16 protein-coding genes are annotated in these 16,999 nt (G+C 63.4%); 9 read left to right on the top strand and 7 right to left on the bottom strand.

Annotated features, from left to right (window positions below):
- Window positions 1-20: 20 nt before the first annotated feature.
- Window positions 21-1,355, bottom strand: coding sequence for an LLM class flavin-dependent oxidoreductase (locus tag JFU57_RS08850; RefSeq protein WP_201128938.1), 1,335 nt, complete (start codon window positions 1,353-1,355; stop codon window positions 21-23).
- A gap of 85 nt (window positions 1,356-1,440) precedes the next feature.
- Complete coding sequence (locus tag JFU57_RS08845) at window positions 1,441-3,699, bottom strand: TonB-dependent receptor (protein WP_201128935.1); 2,259 nt, start codon at window positions 3,697-3,699, stop codon at window positions 1,441-1,443.
- 207 nt (window positions 3,700-3,906) lie between these two features.
- Here JFU57_RS08845 and JFU57_RS08840 point away from each other — a divergent pair, with 207 nt between their 5' ends.
- Window positions 3,907-4,953 (top strand): LacI family DNA-binding transcriptional regulator, encoded by a 1,047-nt coding sequence (locus JFU57_RS08840; RefSeq protein WP_201128933.1) that lies wholly within the window; start codon window positions 3,907-3,909, stop codon window positions 4,951-4,953.
- Between the two features lie 126 nt (window positions 4,954-5,079).
- On the opposite strand, the gene JFU57_RS08835 is transcribed toward JFU57_RS08840, so the two are convergent.
- From JFU57_RS08835 to JFU57_RS08825, 3 genes are all read right to left on the bottom strand, one after another.
- Window positions 5,080-5,481 carry a type II toxin-antitoxin system HicB family antitoxin gene (locus tag JFU57_RS08835; protein ID WP_043230523.1) on the bottom strand — a complete coding sequence of 134 codons (402 nt, stop codon included), beginning with the start codon at window positions 5,479-5,481 and terminating at the stop codon, window positions 5,080-5,082.
- A 29-nt stretch (window positions 5,482-5,510) separates the two neighbouring features.
- Window positions 5,511-5,693, bottom strand: a complete 183-nt coding sequence (locus JFU57_RS08830; protein WP_201128931.1) for a type II toxin-antitoxin system HicA family toxin — start codon at window positions 5,691-5,693, stop codon at window positions 5,511-5,513.
- A gap of 105 nt (window positions 5,694-5,798) precedes the next feature.
- The gene (locus JFU57_RS08825) at window positions 5,799-6,689 is read right to left on the bottom strand and encodes a LysR family transcriptional regulator (RefSeq protein WP_201128929.1); all 891 of its coding nucleotides are present in this window, start codon (window positions 6,687-6,689) and stop codon (window positions 5,799-5,801) included.
- A gap of 132 nt (window positions 6,690-6,821) precedes the next feature.
- On the opposite strand from JFU57_RS08825, the gene JFU57_RS08820 reads away from it, so the two are divergent.
- Complete coding sequence (locus tag JFU57_RS08820) at window positions 6,822-7,562, top strand: SDR family oxidoreductase (protein ID WP_201128927.1); 741 nt, start codon at window positions 6,822-6,824, stop codon at window positions 7,560-7,562.
- A 95-nt stretch (window positions 7,563-7,657) separates the two neighbouring features.
- Window positions 7,658-7,915 (top strand): hypothetical protein, encoded by a 258-nt coding sequence (locus JFU57_RS08815; protein ID WP_078469266.1) that lies wholly within the window; start codon window positions 7,658-7,660, stop codon window positions 7,913-7,915.
- 42 nt (window positions 7,916-7,957) lie between these two features.
- Here the strand turns inward: JFU57_RS08815 and betT are convergent, their stop codons facing one another.
- Together betT and epsC are read right to left on the bottom strand one after the other, a co-directional pair.
- Window positions 7,958-9,922 (bottom strand): choline transporter BetT, encoded by a 1,965-nt coding sequence (gene betT, locus JFU57_RS08810; protein WP_020299791.1) that lies wholly within the window; start codon window positions 9,920-9,922, stop codon window positions 7,958-7,960.
- 409 nt (window positions 9,923-10,331) lie between these two features.
- Entirely contained in the window at window positions 10,332-11,258 is a 927-nt protein-coding gene (epsC, locus tag JFU57_RS08805) for a serine O-acetyltransferase EpsC (protein ID WP_020299790.1), read from the bottom strand.
- 191 nt (window positions 11,259-11,449) lie between these two features.
- On the opposite strand from epsC, the gene JFU57_RS08800 reads away from it, so the two are divergent.
- The 6 genes from JFU57_RS08800 to JFU57_RS08775 all read left to right on the top strand — a co-directional run bounded on the left by JFU57_RS08800 (window position 11,450) and on the right by JFU57_RS08775 (window position 16,990).
- A complete protein-coding gene (locus JFU57_RS08800; RefSeq protein ID WP_201128925.1) occupies window positions 11,450-12,445 on the top strand; it encodes a D-cysteine desulfhydrase in 996 nt (331 codons plus the stop codon).
- A 273-nt stretch (window positions 12,446-12,718) separates the two neighbouring features.
- A complete protein-coding gene (gene tcyJ, locus JFU57_RS08795; protein WP_201128922.1) occupies window positions 12,719-13,516 on the top strand; it encodes a cystine ABC transporter substrate-binding protein in 798 nt (265 codons plus the stop codon).
- Window positions 13,516-14,181 (top strand): cystine ABC transporter permease, encoded by a 666-nt coding sequence (tcyL, locus tag JFU57_RS08790; RefSeq protein WP_020299787.1) that lies wholly within the window; start codon window positions 13,516-13,518, stop codon window positions 14,179-14,181. The genes tcyJ and tcyL overlap by 1 nt, the downstream gene beginning before the upstream one ends.
- A 4-nt stretch (window positions 14,182-14,185) precedes the next feature.
- A complete protein-coding gene (tcyN, locus tag JFU57_RS08785; protein WP_078469263.1) occupies window positions 14,186-14,938 on the top strand; it encodes an L-cystine ABC transporter ATP-binding protein TcyN in 753 nt (250 codons plus the stop codon).
- A gap of 55 nt (window positions 14,939-14,993) precedes the next feature.
- Window positions 14,994-15,374 carry a DUF2750 domain-containing protein gene (locus JFU57_RS08780; protein WP_078469262.1) on the top strand — a complete coding sequence of 127 codons (381 nt, stop codon included), beginning with the start codon at window positions 14,994-14,996 and terminating at the stop codon, window positions 15,372-15,374.
- Window positions 15,375-15,748: 374 nt separating this feature from the next.
- Window positions 15,749-16,990, top strand: a complete 1,242-nt coding sequence (locus JFU57_RS08775; RefSeq protein ID WP_078469261.1) for an SfnB family sulfur acquisition oxidoreductase — start codon at window positions 15,749-15,751, stop codon at window positions 16,988-16,990.
- Window positions 16,991-16,999 lie beyond the last annotated feature (9 nt).

Raw genomic sequence — 16,999 nt, 5'->3', positions numbered from 1 at the left:
GCCTTGCGGCGACCCCGGCGTCATTGAGGCTGAAACTGATTGTTTGGCCGCGCCAGCCCCAGGTTCTCCCGCAGCGTGCGGCCTTCGTATTCTGTTCTGAACAGGCCACGGCGTTGCAGTTCCGGGACCACGCCCTCGGCAAAGTCCTGCAACCCTCCCGGCAGGTGCGGCACCAGCACGTTGAAGCCATCGGCGGCGCCCTCTTCGAACCAGGCTTGCAGCTCGTCGGCAATCTGCGACGGGGTGCCGATCAGGCTGTAATGACCGCGGCCGCCGGCGATTTTTCGCCCCAGTTCGGCCAGGGTCAGGTTGTCCTTCCCAGCCAGATCGGTGAGCAGTTTCTGCCGGCTCTGCTGGCCGCTTTCGGTCAACGGCAACTCAGGCAACGGGCCATCCAGCGGGTAATGCGACAGGTCGAAGTTACCCAGCATCCGGCCAAGCAAAGCCACGCCCACCTCAGGTTCGACCAGTGCCTGGAACGACTCGAACTTGTCCCGGGCTTCGCTCTCGCTTTGCCCTACCACCACAAACACTCCCGGCATGATCTTCAGTGATTCAGGGCTGCGCCCGTACTGCGCCAGGCGCCCCTTGAGGTCGGCATAGAACGCCTGGGCACTGGCCAGGGAGCTTTGCGCGGTGAACACCACTTCGGCGGTCTGCGCCGCCAGCTCGCGGCCGATGGGCGACGAGCCGGCCTGGACAATCACCGGGTAGCCCTGGGGCGGGCGCGCCACGTTCAGCGGCCCCTGGACCCGAAAGTGCTCGCCCCGGTGGTGCAGCACATGCAGCTTGGCCGGGTCGTAGTACTGGCCGCTGGCCTTGTCGCGGACAAAGGCATCATCCTGCCAACTGTCCCATAGCCCGGTGACCACCTGATGAAACTCCCGGGCCCGGCTGTAGCGCTCAGCGTGACCGATGTGCTGGTCGCGGCCGAAGTTCTGCGCTTCGGCGGCATTATCGGAAGTCACCAGGTTCCAACCGGCCCGGCCACCCGACAAATGATCCAATGATGCGTACTTACGTGCTACGTGGTACGGATCGTTATAACTGGTCGAAGCCGTGGCAATAAGCCCTATATGCTGGGTCACAGCGCTCAAGGCAGAGAGCAGAGTCAGGGGCTCGAAGTGGTCTGAACGCGCCATACGACTGGCGATGGCGCCTGTTGGCGCGGCGATGCTATCGGCCACGAACAGCGCGTCAAACAACGCGCTCTCGGCAATCTGCGCCAGCTGCTTGTACGCGGCAAAGTCCAGTCCGGCGTCTGCCGGTACGTACGGGTGGCGCCAGGCAGCTACGTGATGGCCTGTAGCCATCAAAAACGCACCCAGCTTGAGTTGGCGAGCAGGTTGGGTCATGCAGCACTCCTTGATTCACGCATAACGGGGCGCAGCAGCCAGGGCCCGAGAGCAGGACGCACTCCCGGGCCAAGCCGGCCGCTCCTTAGAAATCCTTGCGCAGCTGTACACCGAAGTAACGCTCGTCATCCCGTGGTACAGCGCGGTAAATGTAGCTGCCGCCGCTGGCCAGCAAGGGCGAATAGGACTTGTCGGCCAGGTTCTTGCCCAAGAGGGCCACGCGCCAGCCGTTGCTGTAGTCGGCCAGGGCCACGCTGGCGTTCCAGATGCCGTAGGCGCCCTGCTTGGTGTCGACGTTCTGGCTGATGTCGTACTGCACCTCGCTTTGCCAGCTGTAGTCGGTGCCCAGTTCGATATCCAGGCCGTTATCCAGCGGGATGGTGTAATCGGCACGCACGTAGCTTTTCCAGTCCGGGCTGAAGGGCAGCGGCTTGCCATTGACGTTGCACGAGGCCGCCGCACCCGCGGGGCAGGCGAACTCATCGATGCGCGCCCGGGTGTAGGCCAGGGCCCCGGACAGCTTCAGTTGCTGGGTGGCTTGCAACGCGTAGTCCAGCTCGACCCCCTCAGTGCTGACGCTGCCGGCGTTGATCAGGCGCGTCACGACTTGCCCGGCCACGGTGTCGAAGAAGTTGGCCTGATAGTTGTCGTAGGCGCTGTGGAACACCGCAAGGTTGGTGGTCAGGCGATTGTTCCAACTGGTGGCCTTGATCCCGGCCTCCCAGGTATTGGAGGTTTCCGGCTTCAGCGCATCGGTGTCACGCGGCTGCATGTTGAAGAACACGTTGTAGGCCGGGCCCTTGTAGCCACGGGAATAGGTCAGGTAAGTGGTCACCGTGTCGCTCAGGTCGTATTGCAGACCCAGGCGCCCGGACCAGCCGTCTTCATCCACCGAGCCGGAGCTGCTGGTGGCCGGCTGGATGCCGCTGACCTGCACCGCCGAGGTGGAACTGCGGCGGTGCTCGTATTCCAGCTGGTCATGGGTCCAGCGCAGGCCGGCGATGCCCCGCAGGCTGGAGGTGAAGTTCAGGGTGGTCTCGCCGAACGCCGAGTAGCTGTCGCTGCGGGTGCTGTAGTCGGCAATGCCGCGGTTGACGCTGGTGGTCGTGGTCAGGGTGCGCTGGTAGGTTTCTTCATCCTTGCCATGCATGTAGAACACGCCGCCGACGTACTCCAGGAACTGCCCCTTGGGTGAAGCCAGGCGCAGCTCTTGCGAGTACTGGTTGAAGTCCAGGTCGCCCTTGTCGGCAGTGCCGGGGAAGGCTGCGGTGACGGTGCCCAGGCGGTCGCCATCCTGGTACTGGGTGTTGTTCCAGCCGCGCCAGGCGGTGATCGAGGTCAGGGTGTAATCGCCCAGGTTCCAGTCGAGCTGGGCCGACAGGCCCTTGTTGATGTCTTCGACATGGCTGCGGGTATCGGTGTTGATATCGCGGTTGTCACTGCTGGCCCGCACCGGGTTCAGGGCACCGGCAAAAGCCGGCGTCAGCGCCTTGCTCACCACGCCATTGGGCGCGTCGTCATGGGACTGCATGTAGTCGGCGGCCAGGGTCAGCTTGAGGTCGTCACTGGGGGTGAATTCCAGCTTGCCGCGCACGCCTTTGCGGTTGTAGCCGTTGACCTCCTGACCGTTGTGCTGGTTGTCGACGTTACCGTCGTAGCTGCCAAACAAGGTGGTCAGCGAGCCCTTGAGCGTATCGGGAATCAGGCTGCCGCCGATGCCGAAGCGGGTGCGGCTTTCATTGCCGCTGTAATAGGCCTGGTCGATATAGCCGTGGGTCTCGGCGGTGGGCGCCTTGGTCACGATGTTCAGCACCCCGGCCGACGCGTTCTTGCCGAACAGGGTGCCTTGGGGCCCGCGCAGGACTTCGATGCGCTCCAGGTCCAGCAGGTCGAGGGTGGCCTGGCCCGGACGGGCGTAGACCACGCCGTCGATCACGGTGGCCACGGTCGGCTCGACGCCCGGCGACGTGGAAATGGTGCCCACGCCACGAATGAACAGCGAGGTGTCCTTGTTCGAGGCACCGGTGCGGAAATTCAGCGACGGCACCTGCTGCACGATGCTCGCCACGCCATTGCGGTTGTCCCGCTCGAGCTGTTCGCCATCCACCACCGAGACTGCAACCGGCACTTTTTGCAGCGACTCTTCGCGGCGGGTGGCGGTGACGGTCACCGACTTCAGGGTCGGCTCCTGCTCTGCGACAGCGGTCGCGGGGTCAGCGGCATATGCCCCCGGCAGCGGCAGTGCGGCAAGCCCTGCCAGCAACCAGCCCAGGTGCGGCCGGCGCGGTGTGGCGGCGCGAATCGATTGCGCCAGTTTTTGCTGATCCCCAAGAATGTTATGCATGGTCTGCCTGCTGGAAAAATGCCCTGAACCGCTGCCGATCTACGCCGGCAGCGCCTGAATATCTGTCTTGGGCATTCGCTCGAGCGAGTAGCAGACACGACGCCTTGTTAGCGCTAACATCGGCAGTATCTGCAAGACGGTCATAGACCGTCCAATACTGAAAAATTACTTTTATATGCTTTTTGGTTTGAATAAAGGATCACGCCCTTGACCACCGAGAACACTCCAGGCCGCAAACGCCGCGGCGCAGGACGGGTGACCCTGAACGCCGTGGCCAGGCAGGCCGAGGTCTCTGCCATCACCGTATCGCGCTACTTCAACCAGCCCGAGAGCGTGTCCGCCGAGCTTCGCGAACGCATCGCCCAGGTGGTGGCGGAACTGGGCTATGTGCCCAATCTGGTGGCCGGCGGCCTGGCCTCGGCACGGGGCAGGATCGTGGCCATGGTGATCCCGAACATCTCCGGGCCAATCTTTGCCAGCACCATCCAGGGCTTCAGCGACACCCTCAGCCGCCATGGCTATCAACTGCTGCTGGCCTCCAGTTATTTCGACGTGGCCCAGGAAGAAAGCGCCGTGCGGGCCTTTCTCGGCTGGTCACCGGCGGCGCTGGTGCTGACCAGCCACTTTCACAGCCCGGGCACGGAGAAGATGCTCGCCGAGGCCGATATCCCACTGATCGAAACCTGGGATTACCAGCCGGATCGGGCGCCGGTGCAGATCGGATTTTCTCATCATCAGGTCGGGGTCAGCGCGGCGAACTACCTGCACGGAAAAGGCTATCGACGCATCGCTTTCGTGCTCAACAGCGCGCCCGGCGACCTCAGCGCCCTGGAGCGCAGCGAGGGTTACGCCGCCACACTGCGCGGGTTAGGGCTGGAACCCTGGATCTTTACCCCGGACGCCGACCGCGCGCCGTTCGAGGCCGGCAAACAGGCGATGCACGCGCTGACGCAGGCCAGCCCGCGACCTGACGCAATCATTTTCGCCAACGACAACCTGGCCGCCGGCGGCTCGCTGGCTGCGCAACGGGCCGGCCTGCAGATCCCTGCCGATTGCGCGGTACTGGGCTTTGGCGACTACCCTTTCGCCGAGATGCTGCTGCCCAGCCTGAGCACCATCAAGCCACCCGCCCTGGAGATCGGCGTGCTCGCCGCCACCCGCGTCCTGCAGAGCCTGGGCGTGTTGCCGGTGGCAGACGAAGTACAACGCCTGAACCTGTTGCAGTGCCAAGTGATCGAGCGCGAAAGCACCTGACTTCTGCTGGGCTGTGGGTGCTGCCGCAGGCTCGGGGGGCGTTCGGATGCCGGTTGTACACCTGACACTTGAACGGCGATCTGGAGGGCCAGCGCAGCCTCGCGCGCTCGGCAGCGGGTACGGCGGCTACAGGGCTAGCTCGCGCAGGGCGGCGGCGGCGAGGAAGCCGGAGCGCGAGCGGTAGCGCTGGTCGCGCTTTACGGTCTGGTCGATGCGCTCCAGCAGTTGCTCGGGCAAGGTGGCGTTGAAGCGCACCGACTTGCCGAAATAGGGCGCCACATCAAACTCCACCACGCCCCATACGCCCCCCGCGTAGTCGGGGTTGTGCAGGTGGTCGTCAATTTCATGCACCTGGGGCAGCGGCTCGCCATCGGCCACCAACCCCTCGTAGTGCAGAGACAAGGCCTCCTTGATGTTCTCGAACGCCAGGGACACGGTTTTCCCGGCAGAAAAACAACCCGGCACATCCGGGACTGTCACGCCGTATTCGGAGTCGGCGTCCTTGTGCAGTACGACTGGGAATTTCATGACGTTGGGCTCCTCTTGCAGGTCGCAGCTCATCTCAAGCCCGCCTGTCTCAATATGCTGTTGATCGTGCCCCTGGGCAGATCCGAATCAGGATGCGGAACCGTCACCCGCCCCGGCCTGTACGGATGCCGGTACTGATGGTGACTGCCCTTGATTGCAACCCGATACCAACCATTGGCCTCGATCATCCTGATCATGTCGCGACTGCGCATATCCCAGCCCTTCGATACCCATCGAACAGGCACTCTAACCAACAGCCAGAGGCTAATACACACTATACACATTAAGCAATCAAATTTTGCCGGGCGGGCGTCCGTTCAATCCGCCTGAGCAAACACCTGCGCCAGCCAGTCGACAAACACCCGGACCCTGGGCGACATATGGCGATTGTGCGGGTAGAGCACTGACACCGGCATCGGCGGCGGTGGGGTCTCGACCAGGATTTCCTGCAACAGGCCCTGGGCCATCTGCTGCGCGACGCCGTAATGCGGGCACTGGATGATGCCCAGGCCGGCCACCGCCGACGCCTTGTAGACCTCGGCGCCGAATACTGAAAGCGCACCGTCGATGGCCACTTCCTGCCGTTGGCCCGCCACCATGAATTCGAACGGGAACAGCTTGGCCGTGGTGCGCGATACGTAGTTCACCGCGCGATGGCGGCTCAGATCGGCAAGGCGCTCGGGCTCGCCAAAGCGCCGCAGGTAATCGGGGCTGGCACAGGTCACCTGGCGCAGGTTGGCGACCCGCCGGCCGATCAGCGCCGAATCCCCGAGGGTGCCCGCCCGCAGCACGCAGTCCACGCCTTCGGCGATCAGGTCGACAAAACGATCGGATTCGCTGAGCGATAGCTCGATCTGCGGATAACGCGCCATGAATTGCGGCAACGCCGGAATCACGAAGTACTTGGCCAGGGTCCCGTGCAGATCGACCCGCAGCAGCCCCTTGGGCGCCACCTCGCGAAACGCCAGTTCGGCCTCCTCCAGCTCCGCCAGCAACTGCACGCAACGCCGGTAGTAGGCCTCGCCATCCAGGGTCGGGCGCACCCGGCGCGTGCTGCGTTCCAGCAACCGCGTCCCGAGCCAGGCCTCGAACTGGTTGAGGGTGTGGGTCAGGGTCGCCCGCGGCAGGTTCAGGTCCGCGGCGGCTAGAGTGAAACTGCTGCGCTCGTAGATGCGCACAAAAACCTTCATCGCCTTGACCTGATCCATCAGCACCTCCAGAGCTTCGATTGTTGGCGATTATTGAACAGTCAAGGCAACTTCGCTGCATTTATCGATCCGGGCAACCATGTGACTCTGCTGCCACACCCACATCCACCTTGAGCCACAGGAACCTGAACCATGACCACTGAACAACGCAAAGTAGCCATCGTCACCGGCGCCTCCCGCGGTATCGGCGCGGTGATCGCCCGGCAGTTGGCGAGCCAGGGTTTTGCCGTCGCGATCAATTACGCCAACAGCGCCGACGAAGCCTCAAGGCTGGTGGTGGAGCTGCGCCAGGCCGGGCACCAGGCCATCGCGATCAAGGCCGACGTGGCCAGTGGCGAGGACGTGCGTCGGCTGTTCGATGAGACCGAAGCCAAGCTGGGCAAGGTCGATGTACTGATCAACAACGCCGGCATCCTCAAGGTCCTGCCCCTGGCGCAACACAGTGACGAGCTGTTCGAGCAGACCTTCGCCATCAACACCCGGGGCACTTTCAATACCCTGCGCGAAGCCGCCACGCGCCTGAATGACGGCGGCCGCATCGTCAATTTTTCCAGCAGCACGGTCGGTCTCAACCTGCCGGGCTATGCGGTGTACATCGCCAGCAAGGCCGCGGTGGAATCCCTGACCCAGGTGTTCGCCAAGGAACTGCGCGGGCGCAACATCACGGTCAACGCCGTGGCGCCGGGGCCGGTGGCGACCGAGCTGTTCCTGCAGGGCAAGAGCGAGGAGCAGATTCAGGCCTTCGCCAAGATGCCGCCCCTGGAACGCCTCGGTCAGCCGGAAGACATCGCCCAGGTCATTGCCTTCCTGATGAGCCCGGCGGCGGATTGGGTGAACGGGCAGATTTTGCGCACCAACGGCGGGCTGGTTTGAGGTCGAGCGCGGCGCTGGGGCCTATGCTCGTTGAAGGGTGCGCCACGGCCGCCCTGTCACTGGTCAGCCGGTTTTCCCATAGGGCGGTATCCATCATGCACACCACCATCGTCATCACCTTCGGCCTGCTTCTGCTGGCGCTGATGCTGTTTATCGGCAACAAGATCGGTATCAACCGCCAGGCCCTGACCTACGGCTTCGTCGGCCTGTGGCTGGCGCTGACGGTGATCAACGGGGCGGTGGGTGTGGTCACCGCCAACCAGCCCCTGCGCTCGGAACTGGTGGTCGGCAGCCTGGTGTTCGTGGTGCCGGTGGTGGCCTTGGCCCTGTATCTGCTGTCGACCCGGCCCTGAAGCCGTGCCGGGGAGCCTGCGCCCCCGCCACGGCGCCCCCGATCAACGCACCAGGTGCAGGAACTGCATATGGCGTTCGTACTGGTCGAGGATGTCGTTGATGATCTGCTCTTTGGTGTAGCCCATCAGGTCGTAATCCTGGCTGCCCTCGCTCAGGTGCACCTCGGCCCGGTAGTAGCGGCGGTTGCGCAGCTCTTTCGGGCCCATGCCGCCACGGGCAAAGGACGGCGTGAAGTAGCCGCGCATCTGCACCTGGTAGATGAACGGATGCTGGTCGCCGTGGCCGATCTCGAGGCTGACGTTGTCGTTGGCCGGGTCGGGCTGGGTCACCACATTCAGGCCCTTCTCGACGAACACCGCACTTACCTCTTCGATCGCCGGGCGCACCGTCTGGTCGAGGAAGCGGTACACCTCGTCACGCGATGGAAAGTGCACCGCCTGGCTCAGGCGCTGGCGCCAGCCACCCTTGCCCCGACGCGACGAGGCCGCCACCGGTGCCAGGGAATGCAACTGGGCGATGCGCTTCTGCGATTCGAGGTAGAAGGCCTTGTGCAGCCCCCACATCATCAACAACAGAATCAGCGAGAACGGCAACGAGGTCAGCACCACCGCTGACTTGAGCGAATCGATGCTGCCGGCGAACAACAGCGCGCTGGTCACCAGCGCGGTCATCGCGCCCCAGAACACCCGCAGCCACTTCGGCCCGTCTTCATCGGCACTGCCGCCCTTGGCCGACAGGGTCGAGAGCACCACGGTGCCGGAGTCGGCCGAGGTGACGAAGAACACAAAGCTGATAAACACCGTGACCGCGATCACGGTCTTGCCCCAGGGGTAGGTTTCCAGCAGCAGATAGAGGGTCATCGACGGGTTGTCGAGCGCGCTCATGCCCAGGGCGCTCATGCCGTGGTTGAGCACCTGGTCGATGGCGCTGTTGCCGAAGATCGACATCCAGGCCAGGGTGAAACCCAGGGGAATCAGCAGCACGCCGAAGACGAACTCACGGATGGTGCGGCCACGGGAAATCCGTGCGATGAACAAGCCCACGAATGGCGACCATGCAATCCACCAGGCCCAGTAGAACACCGTCCAGCCACCCAGCCAGTCGCTGGGTTTGTCGTAGGCGTAGACGTCGAAACTCTTGGTCGGCAGCGCGCCGAGGTAGTCGCCGATGTTCTGGATCAAGGTGTTGAGCAGGTGCTGGGTCGGCCCGGCGAACAACACGAACAGCAGCAGCGCCACCGCCAACAGCATGTTGATGTCGGACATCACCCGCACGCCCTTGTCGACCCCGGCCACCGCGACCAGGATCGCCGCGCCCATCATCAGGGTGATCAGGCCGACCTGGATCCACTGGGTATGAGCGATGCCGAACAGGTAATCCAGCCCGGAGTTGAGGTGCAGCACGCCAAAGCCCATGTCGGCGCCCAGGCCGAACACCGTGGCGATGATGCCGAAGCCATCCACCGCATAGCCGATGGGGCCGTTGATGCGCTTGCCGATCAGCGGGTACAGCGCCGAACGCAGGGCCAGCGGCAGGTTATGCCGGTAGGCGAAGTACGCCAGGGCCATGCCGACAAAGGCGAACACGCCCCAGCCGTGCAGGCCCCAGTGCAGGAACAGCAACTGCATGGCCTGGCGCGCGGCGTCGGCGGTGCCGGCCTCGCCCTGGGGCGGTTGCAGCATGTGGGTCAGGGGTTCGGAGACGCAGAAGAAGAACAGGGTGATGCTGATCCCGGCGGCGAACAGCATGCCGGCCCAGGACAGGTAACTGAATTCGGGTTCGTCGTGGTCGGCACCGAGCTTGATCTTGCCGTAGCCGGACAAGGCGGTGACCACCACGAAGACCAGATACAGGGTCATCGCCAGCATGTAGTACCAGCCGACCGTGTTGGCCGCCCAGTTTTGCGCTGCCAGGAGCCAGGCGCCGGCCTGTTGCGGCAGGGTGATGACCACCAGGCCGAAGATCAGGATAAAGCTCGCCGCGAAGTAGAACACCGGCGGATTCATGCGAATTTGACTGTTGACGGGAGTAGGCGACGCACTCATGAAAGGTGCACCTCAAACGGGTTGGACGTGGCTGAAATAAACGGACTCAGCAAAGGCAAGCCTCCTGTTGTGAGCGGGCAGCGAACTACCGATTTAACTTGAACGAGCGTTCAAGTTAAACATGGATGGGGGTTCGAGGACTAATCGCAAGGCTCAGCGGTACCTTCAGTACGCTAGCTCAAGGAAGGGTATGACGTAGGCGTGACGGGATCGTTCCGCAGAAAAATCATTGTCGACCGTGGCCGCTGCCGCTGGGCCGCGAGGGCGCCGAGGGGTGTCAGGTGGGCGCAAGGTGTTGCACAGGGCCAGCGCAGCCTCGTGGGCTCGGCAGCGGCTACAGGGCTGCGCGTGGCGTCAGGTGGGCGCAGTGTTACTTCTGCGTCCCATCGTCATGCTGCAGATTGGCCTGGGTCAGGTTGCAGCCGGCCGGCACGCTGCGGGTCAGCCAGACGTTGCCGCCGATGGTCGAACCCTGGCCGATGGTGATGCGCCCCAGAATCGTCGCGCCGGCGTAGATCACCACATCGTCCTCGACGATCGGGTGCCGGGGATGGCCCTTCTGCAACTGCCCGTCCTCGTCCGCCGGGAAGCGTTTGGCGCCCAGGGTCACAGCCTGATAAATCCGCACCCGCTCGCCGATGATCGCGGTTTCACCGATCACCACACCGGTCCCGTGGTCGATAAAGAAACTGCGGCCGATCTGCGCGCCCGGGTGAATATCGATGCCGGTCGCCGAGTGGGCAATTTCCGAGCTGATCCGCGCCAGCAGCGGCAACCCGGCGCGGTACAGGTGGTGCGCCAGGCGATGGTGAATCACCGCCAGAATCCCCGGGTAGCACAGCAGCACTTCATCCACGCTGCGCGCCGCGGGGTCGCCGTGGTAGGCCGCCAGCACGTCGGTATCGAGCAGCACCCGCAGGCCCGGCAGGGCCAGGGCGAAGTCCTGGATGATGCGGATGGCCTTGGCCTCGACGTCCTCGGCCTGCTCACCGCCATGGCGGGTCGCGTAGCGCAGTTCGAGGCGAGTCTGGGCCAGCAGCGCATTGAGGGCGGCGTCCAGGGTGTGGCCGACGTAGAAGTCTTCGCTTTCCTCGCGCAGGTCTACCGGGCCCAGGCGCATGGGGAACAAGGCACCGCACAAGGCTTCGAGAATCTCGGCCATGGCCGCTCGGGACGGCAGTTCCCGGCCGCCCTGTTCGCCACTGACACGACCATTGCGGGTACGCCACTGGTCGCGGGCATCACGCAGTTGGCCGACGATGGTCTGCAGTTGCCAATGGCTGGATCGCTCGCTCACGCTCAACACTCCTCACTCAGGTAGCCGGACAGTCTGGCTACGGAAACGGCATCCACTTTACGGTATGGGCCGCAGGCAAAATTAAGAACTAATTGTGCGGGCCTTAGCACTTTTTGACATATGCGATTGACGGTTGCCCGGGCAAATATCGCTGCCTATAGTCCCCGCATCCCATCAGCCCGTGCGCCCCCATGATCAAACAACAGCTAGCCCGCTTCGACCGACTCGACCTGCTTGGCCACGCCACCGCCCTGGAAAAACTCGAACGCCTGTCCACCTGGCTCGGGCGCGATATCTACGTCAAACGCGACGACACCACGCCGCTGGCCATGGGCGGCAATAAATTGCGCAAGCTCGAATACCTGGCGGCGGATGCCTTGGCGGCGGGCGCCGACACCCTGATTACCGCCGGGGCCATCCAGTCCAACCACGTGCGCCAGACCGCCGCCCTGGCGGCCAAGCTGGGCCTGGGTTGCGTCGCCCTGCTGGAAAACCCCATCGGCACTGAAGACAGCCATTACCTGCACAGCGGCAACCGCCTGCTGCTGGACCTGTTCGACGCCAAGGTCGAGTTGGTGGACAACCTGGACCACGCCGACGAGCAATTGCAGGCCCTGGCCGAGCGCCTGCGCAGCAATGGCAAGAAGCCCTATCTGGTGCCGATTGGCGGTTCCAACGCCCTCGGCGCCCTGGGTTATGTGCGTGCGGGCCTGGAGCTGGCCGAGCAGATCAAGGACAGCGGCCTGGAATTCGCCGCCGTGGTCCTGGCCTCGGGCAGCGCCGGCACCCACAGCGGCCTGGCCCTGGCGTTGAGCGAGGCGTTGCCACAGTTGCCGGTGATCGGGGTGACCGTGTCGCGCACCGATGAAGCCCAACGGCCAAAGGTCCAGCGCCTGGCCGAACGCACTGCCCAATTGCTGGGCGTCGAGCTGCCGGCGAGTTTCAAGGTGGAACTGTGGGACGAATATTTCGCCCCGCGCTATGGCGAGCCGAATGCCGGCACCCTGGCCGCGGTGAAATTGCTGGCCAGCCAGGAGGGCCTGCTGCTGGACCCGGTCTACACCGGCAAAGCCATGGCCGGCCTGCTCGACGGCGTCGGCCGCCTGCGTTTCAATGACGGCCCGATCATCTTTCTCCACACCGGCGGCGCCCCAGCCCTATTCGCCTACGCCGGCGCCTTCGCCTGAGCTTCCGTAGCCGTCGTAGCCGCTGCCGAGCCCACTCGGCAGCGGCTACAGTTTGCGAGGTGAGTACACAACTCAACCAACCAAACTAAAAGAAATAACAAACTAAATTTATATTATTTTTAAACCTATAAAACGCGCTTTATAGTCGCGCCGCAGGCTCATTTGCCGCGAGACGCGCAGGCTGCATTTAAGGCAGGATGAGCGCTCGTCACGTTCCTCGATTGACCTGCATCTCCCACCCGCATTGCGCATAAGAAACCACAGGGGCTTGTCATGAATTTTTCTGCACTACGTCGAAATCTGCTTATTGGCACACTGGGTCTGGCCATTGGCGCCGGAATGCTGGGGCAGGCGGTTGCCGGTGAGCAACTGCAAAAGATCAAGGACGCCGGCGTGATCAACGTCGGCCTGGAAGGCACCTACCCGCCTTTCAGTTACGTCGATGAAAACGGCAAGCTGGCCGGCTTTGAAGTGGAATTCTCCGAAGCCCTGGCGCAAAAGCTCGGGGTCAAGGTCAAGCTGCAGCCGACCAAGTGGGACGGCATCCTCGCCGCCCTGGAATCCAAGCGTCTCGACGCCGTGGTCAACCAGGTCACCATTTCCGAGGAACGCAAGAAGAAGTACGACTTCTCGGTGCCGTACACCGTCTCCGGGATCCAGGCCCTGACCCAGAAAAAAGACGAAGGCAAATTCAAGACCGCCACCGACCTGGGTGGGCACAAGGTCGGTGTCGGCCTGGGCACCAACTACGAGCAATGGCTCAAGGACAACGTACCGACCGCGATCATCAAGACCTATGACGATGATCCGACCAAGTACCAGGACCTGCGCGTAGGCCGCATCGAAGCGATCCTGGTGGACCGCCTGGCCGCCTTCGAGCTGATCAAGAAAACCAATGACACCCTGGCCGTTTCCGGCGCTCCGTTCTCCCGTCAGGAAGCCGGTATCGCCCTGCGCAAAGGCGAACCCGAACTGCTGGCCGCAGTGAACAAGGCCATCGAGGAACTGCGCGCCGATGGCACGCTGAAAAAACTCTCGGAAAAATACTTCAACGCTGACGTCACTCAATAATGGAAGCAGGCCTTCAACTGGCGCTGGATTCGGCGCCCTTTCTGCTCAAGGGCGCCTACTACACGGTCATTCTCAGCCTGGGCGGCATGTTTTTCGGCTTGCTGCTGGGCTTCGGCCTGGCGCTGATGCGGCTGTCGCGCTTCAAGCTGCTGAGCTGGACCGCCAGGGTCTATGTGTCGTTCTTTCGCGGCACGCCGCTGCTGGTGCAACTGTTCGTGATCTATTACGGCTTGCCGCAATTGGGCATCGAACTGGACCCACTGCCGGCGGCACTGATCGGCTTCTCGCTGAACATGGCCGCCTACGCCTGTGAAATCCTGCGGGCCGCCATCAGCTCCATCGAGCGCGGCCAATGGGAAGCCGCCGCCAGCATCGGCATGACCCGCGCGCAGACCCTGCGCCGGGCGATCCTGCCCCAAGCCATGCGCACCGCGCTGCCGCCCCTGGGCAACAGTTTTATTTCACTGGTCAAGGACACGGCCCTGGCCGCCACCATCCAGGTGCCGGAACTGTTCCGCCAGGCTCAGCTGATTACCGCCCGGACCTTCGAAATTTTCACCATGTATCTTGCCGCCGCCCTGATCTACTGGATTCTTGCCAGCGCCCTGGCGCACCTGCAGAACCGGTTGGAAGCGCGGGTCAATCGGCATGACCAGGAGTCTTGAACCCATGATCGTGGTTGAAAAACTGACCAAGCAATTCAAGGGTCAGACTGTGCTCAATGGCATCGACCTGACCGTCGCCGCCGGCGAAGTGGTCGCCATCATCGGCCCCAGCGGCTCGGGCAAGACCACCTTCCTGCGCTGCCTGAATTTTCTCGAAGAACCCAGCAGCGGCCGGATCAAGGTCGGCGACATCGAAATCGACGGCAGCCGGCCCCTGAGCCAGCAACAGGGCCTGGTGCGCAAATTGCGCCAGCAGGTGGGTTTCGTGTTCCAGAACTTCAACCTGTTTCCCCATCGCACCGCGCTGGAGAACGTGATCGAAGGCCCGCTGGTGGTGAAAAAAACACCGCGCCACCTGGCCGAAGCCCTGGGCCGTCGGCTGCTGCTCAAGGTCGGCCTGGCGGGCAAGGAAGACGCCTACCCCCGGCGCCTGTCCGGTGGTCAGCAACAGCGCGTGGCGATTGCCCGGGCACTGGCCATGGAGCCGGAAGTGATCCTCTTCGACGAGCCCACTTCAGCCCTGGACCCGGAACTGGTGGGCGAGGTGCTGGCGACCATCCGCAGCCTGGCTGAAGAAAAACGCACCATGGTCATCGTCACCCACGAGATGAGCTTCGCCCGCGACGTGGCCAACCGGGTGATCTTCTTCGACAAGGGCGTGATCGTCGAACAGGGCGACGCCAAGGAGCTGTTCGCCCACCCCAAGGAAGAACGCACCCAGCAGTTTCTGAGCAAGTTTCTCAACCCCGGCACATGAAGCTTCGAACTTCTACAGCCGACTACCCGCTCCCATTCCAGACCATGGATGCCTGATGCTGGCCCCGCAGAAAATCCACAACCTGCTCCGGCTCTCGCCCCAGGCCCGGTGCGACTACCTGATTCGCAAGGTGGCGGATTTCCAGGTCATCTGGGGGCTGTTCGCGGACGGCTGGGCCACTGCGGGCTCTGCCCAGGCCAGCGCCATACCATTCTGGCCGGAGGCGGACTTCGCCGCCTTGTGTGCCCATGGCCCATGGCAGGGCTTCCAACCCAAACCCATTGAACTGACCCATTTCCTCTCCCACTGGCTGCCCGGCATGCAGCGCGACGCCACGCTTTGCCTGGTGTTTGCAGATGCGCACGGGCAAGGCCTGTTGCTGCCCCCCGAATCGCTGCTGCAATCGCTCACCGACGAGTTGGATCAGTACCAGTAACCCCTGCGACGCCACCTGAACGTCCACCGCTGATCGCCTGCCATCGGGTGTTTTCACCCCCCGCCCGTCCTCTTTGCTGCCGACGAAAAATGCTCGCCGGCGGCAGCCACACACCGCGCCAGCCTGCAGCCACTGGGCCGCAACCTGCCATCCTGCCGTATACGTAAACCCCTTCTATGTATATTCCTAAAAGTTAGTTTATTTAATTTTTATACACGCATAGGGTATATGCACCGGACCACCGGACATTCTTTGATTCTGATTTCGCCGCACGACCGCGGCATATCCATGAGATGTGAGGTAGGTATGGTCCGGAACACAATCACCCCAGTGCAGATCGCCAGGGCATTGCGTGCAGCCAAGGAGTGGCGCTGATGTCCAATCTGGCCGATGCAAAAGTCCAGAGCGATCTGGATATCGCCCCCCTGTTGCTGCCCGCACAGGTCCTGCTCAACGACGCCCAAGCCCTGCAAGCCGCTCATGAACTGGCCGCTGCCGCGCGCCAGCAGGCCGCGCAGCGCGATCGCCAGCGCAAGCTGCCCTGGGCGCAGATCGAGCAATTCACCCGCAGCGGCCTGGGCAGTATTGCCATCCCCCGCGAATACGGTGGCCCGCAGGTTTCATTCGTGACCCTGGCCGAGGTCTTCGCCATTGTTTCCGCCGCCGACCCGGCCCTGGGACAGATCCCGCAAAACCAGTTCGGCGTGCTCAACCTGGTCCTGGCCAGCGCCACCGAACGGCAGAAAAAACACCTGTTCCAGAGCGTGCTCGAAGGCTGGCGCATCGGCAATGCCGGCCCCGAGCGCGGCACCAAAAATACCCTGGAACTCAAGGCACGCATCACCGCCGATGGTGACGGCTACGTGATCAACGGCCAGAAGTTCTACTCCACCGGCGCGCTGTTCGCGCACTGGGTGGCGGTCAAGGCCCTCAACGATGACGGCAAGCAAGTGCTGGCGTTCGTACGTCGCGGCACCCCGGGCCTGCGCATCGTCGACGATTGGTCGGGCTTCGGCCAGCGCACCACCGCCAGCGGCACCATCCTGCTCAACAACGTGCGGGTCGACGCCGACCTGGTGGTGGACAACTGGCGGATCAACGAGGTGCCCAATATCCAGGGCGCGGTGTCGCAACTGATCCAGGCCGCCATCGACGCCGGCATTGCCCGGGCGGCGATCGACGACGCCATCAGTTTTGTCCGTGAACGAGCGCGGCCCTGGGTCGACGCCAACGTCGAGCGCGCCAGCGATGACCTGTATGTGATCGCCGATATCGGCAAGCTGAAAATCGAACTGCACGCCGCCGAAGCGCTGTTGCGCAAGGCCGGCCGGGTGCTGGACCAGGTCAACGCGGCGCCGATCACCGCCGAGTCCGCAGCCCGCGCCTCGATTGCCGTGGCCGAAGCCAAAGTGCTGACCACCGAAATCTCGTTGCAGGCCAGCGAGAAGCTGTTCGAACTGGCCGGCAGCCGCGCAACCCTGGCCGAATTCAACCTCGACCGCCACTGGCGCAACGCGCGGGTACACACCCTGCACGACCCGGTGCGCTGGAAATACCACGCCGTAGGCGCTTATCACCTGAACGGCACGTTGCCTGCTCGCCATTCCTGGATCTGACAACCAGAC

Source organism: Pseudomonas sp. TH07, assembly GCF_016651285.1.
GTDB lineage: Bacteria > Pseudomonadota > Gammaproteobacteria > Pseudomonadales > Pseudomonadaceae > Aquipseudomonas.
The sequence above is the reverse complement of the archived record's forward strand: the minus strand, read 5'-3'. Positions and strand labels throughout refer to the sequence as shown.

What these genes read in the sequence shown, in the direction of transcription:
- JFU57_RS08850 (WP_201128938.1), bottom strand. Translation starts at nt 1,355, where the DNA reads ATGACCCAACCTGCTCGCCAACTCAAGCTGGGTGCGTTTTTGATGGCT.
- JFU57_RS08845 (WP_201128935.1), bottom strand. Translation starts at nt 3,699, where the DNA reads ATGCATAACATTCTTGGGGATCAGCAAAAACTGGCGCAATCGATTCGC.
- JFU57_RS08835 (WP_043230523.1), bottom strand. Translation starts at nt 5,481, where the DNA reads ATGAAATTCCCAGTCGTACTGCACAAGGACGCCGACTCCGAATACGGC.
- JFU57_RS08830 (WP_201128931.1), bottom strand. Translation starts at nt 5,693, where the DNA reads ATGCGCAGTCGCGACATGATCAGGATGATCGAGGCCAATGGTTGGTAT.
- JFU57_RS08825 (WP_201128929.1), bottom strand. Translation starts at nt 6,689, where the DNA reads ATGGATCAGGTCAAGGCGATGAAGGTTTTTGTGCGCATCTACGAGCGC.
- JFU57_RS08820 (WP_201128927.1), top strand. Translation starts at nt 6,822, where the DNA reads ATGACCACTGAACAACGCAAAGTAGCCATCGTCACCGGCGCCTCCCGC.
- JFU57_RS08815 (WP_078469266.1), top strand. Translation starts at nt 7,658, where the DNA reads ATGCACACCACCATCGTCATCACCTTCGGCCTGCTTCTGCTGGCGCTG.
- betT (WP_020299791.1), bottom strand. Translation starts at nt 9,922, where the DNA reads ATGAATCCGCCGGTGTTCTACTTCGCGGCGAGCTTTATCCTGATCTTC.
- JFU57_RS08800 (WP_201128925.1), top strand. Translation starts at nt 11,450, where the DNA reads ATGATCAAACAACAGCTAGCCCGCTTCGACCGACTCGACCTGCTTGGC.
- tcyJ (WP_201128922.1), top strand. Translation starts at nt 12,719, where the DNA reads ATGAATTTTTCTGCACTACGTCGAAATCTGCTTATTGGCACACTGGGT.
- tcyL (WP_020299787.1), top strand. Translation starts at nt 13,516, where the DNA reads ATGGAAGCAGGCCTTCAACTGGCGCTGGATTCGGCGCCCTTTCTGCTC.
- tcyN (WP_078469263.1), top strand. Translation starts at nt 14,186, where the DNA reads ATGATCGTGGTTGAAAAACTGACCAAGCAATTCAAGGGTCAGACTGTG.
- JFU57_RS08780 (WP_078469262.1), top strand. Translation starts at nt 14,994, where the DNA reads ATGCTGGCCCCGCAGAAAATCCACAACCTGCTCCGGCTCTCGCCCCAG.
- JFU57_RS08775 (WP_078469261.1), top strand. Translation starts at nt 15,749, where the DNA reads ATGTCCAATCTGGCCGATGCAAAAGTCCAGAGCGATCTGGATATCGCC.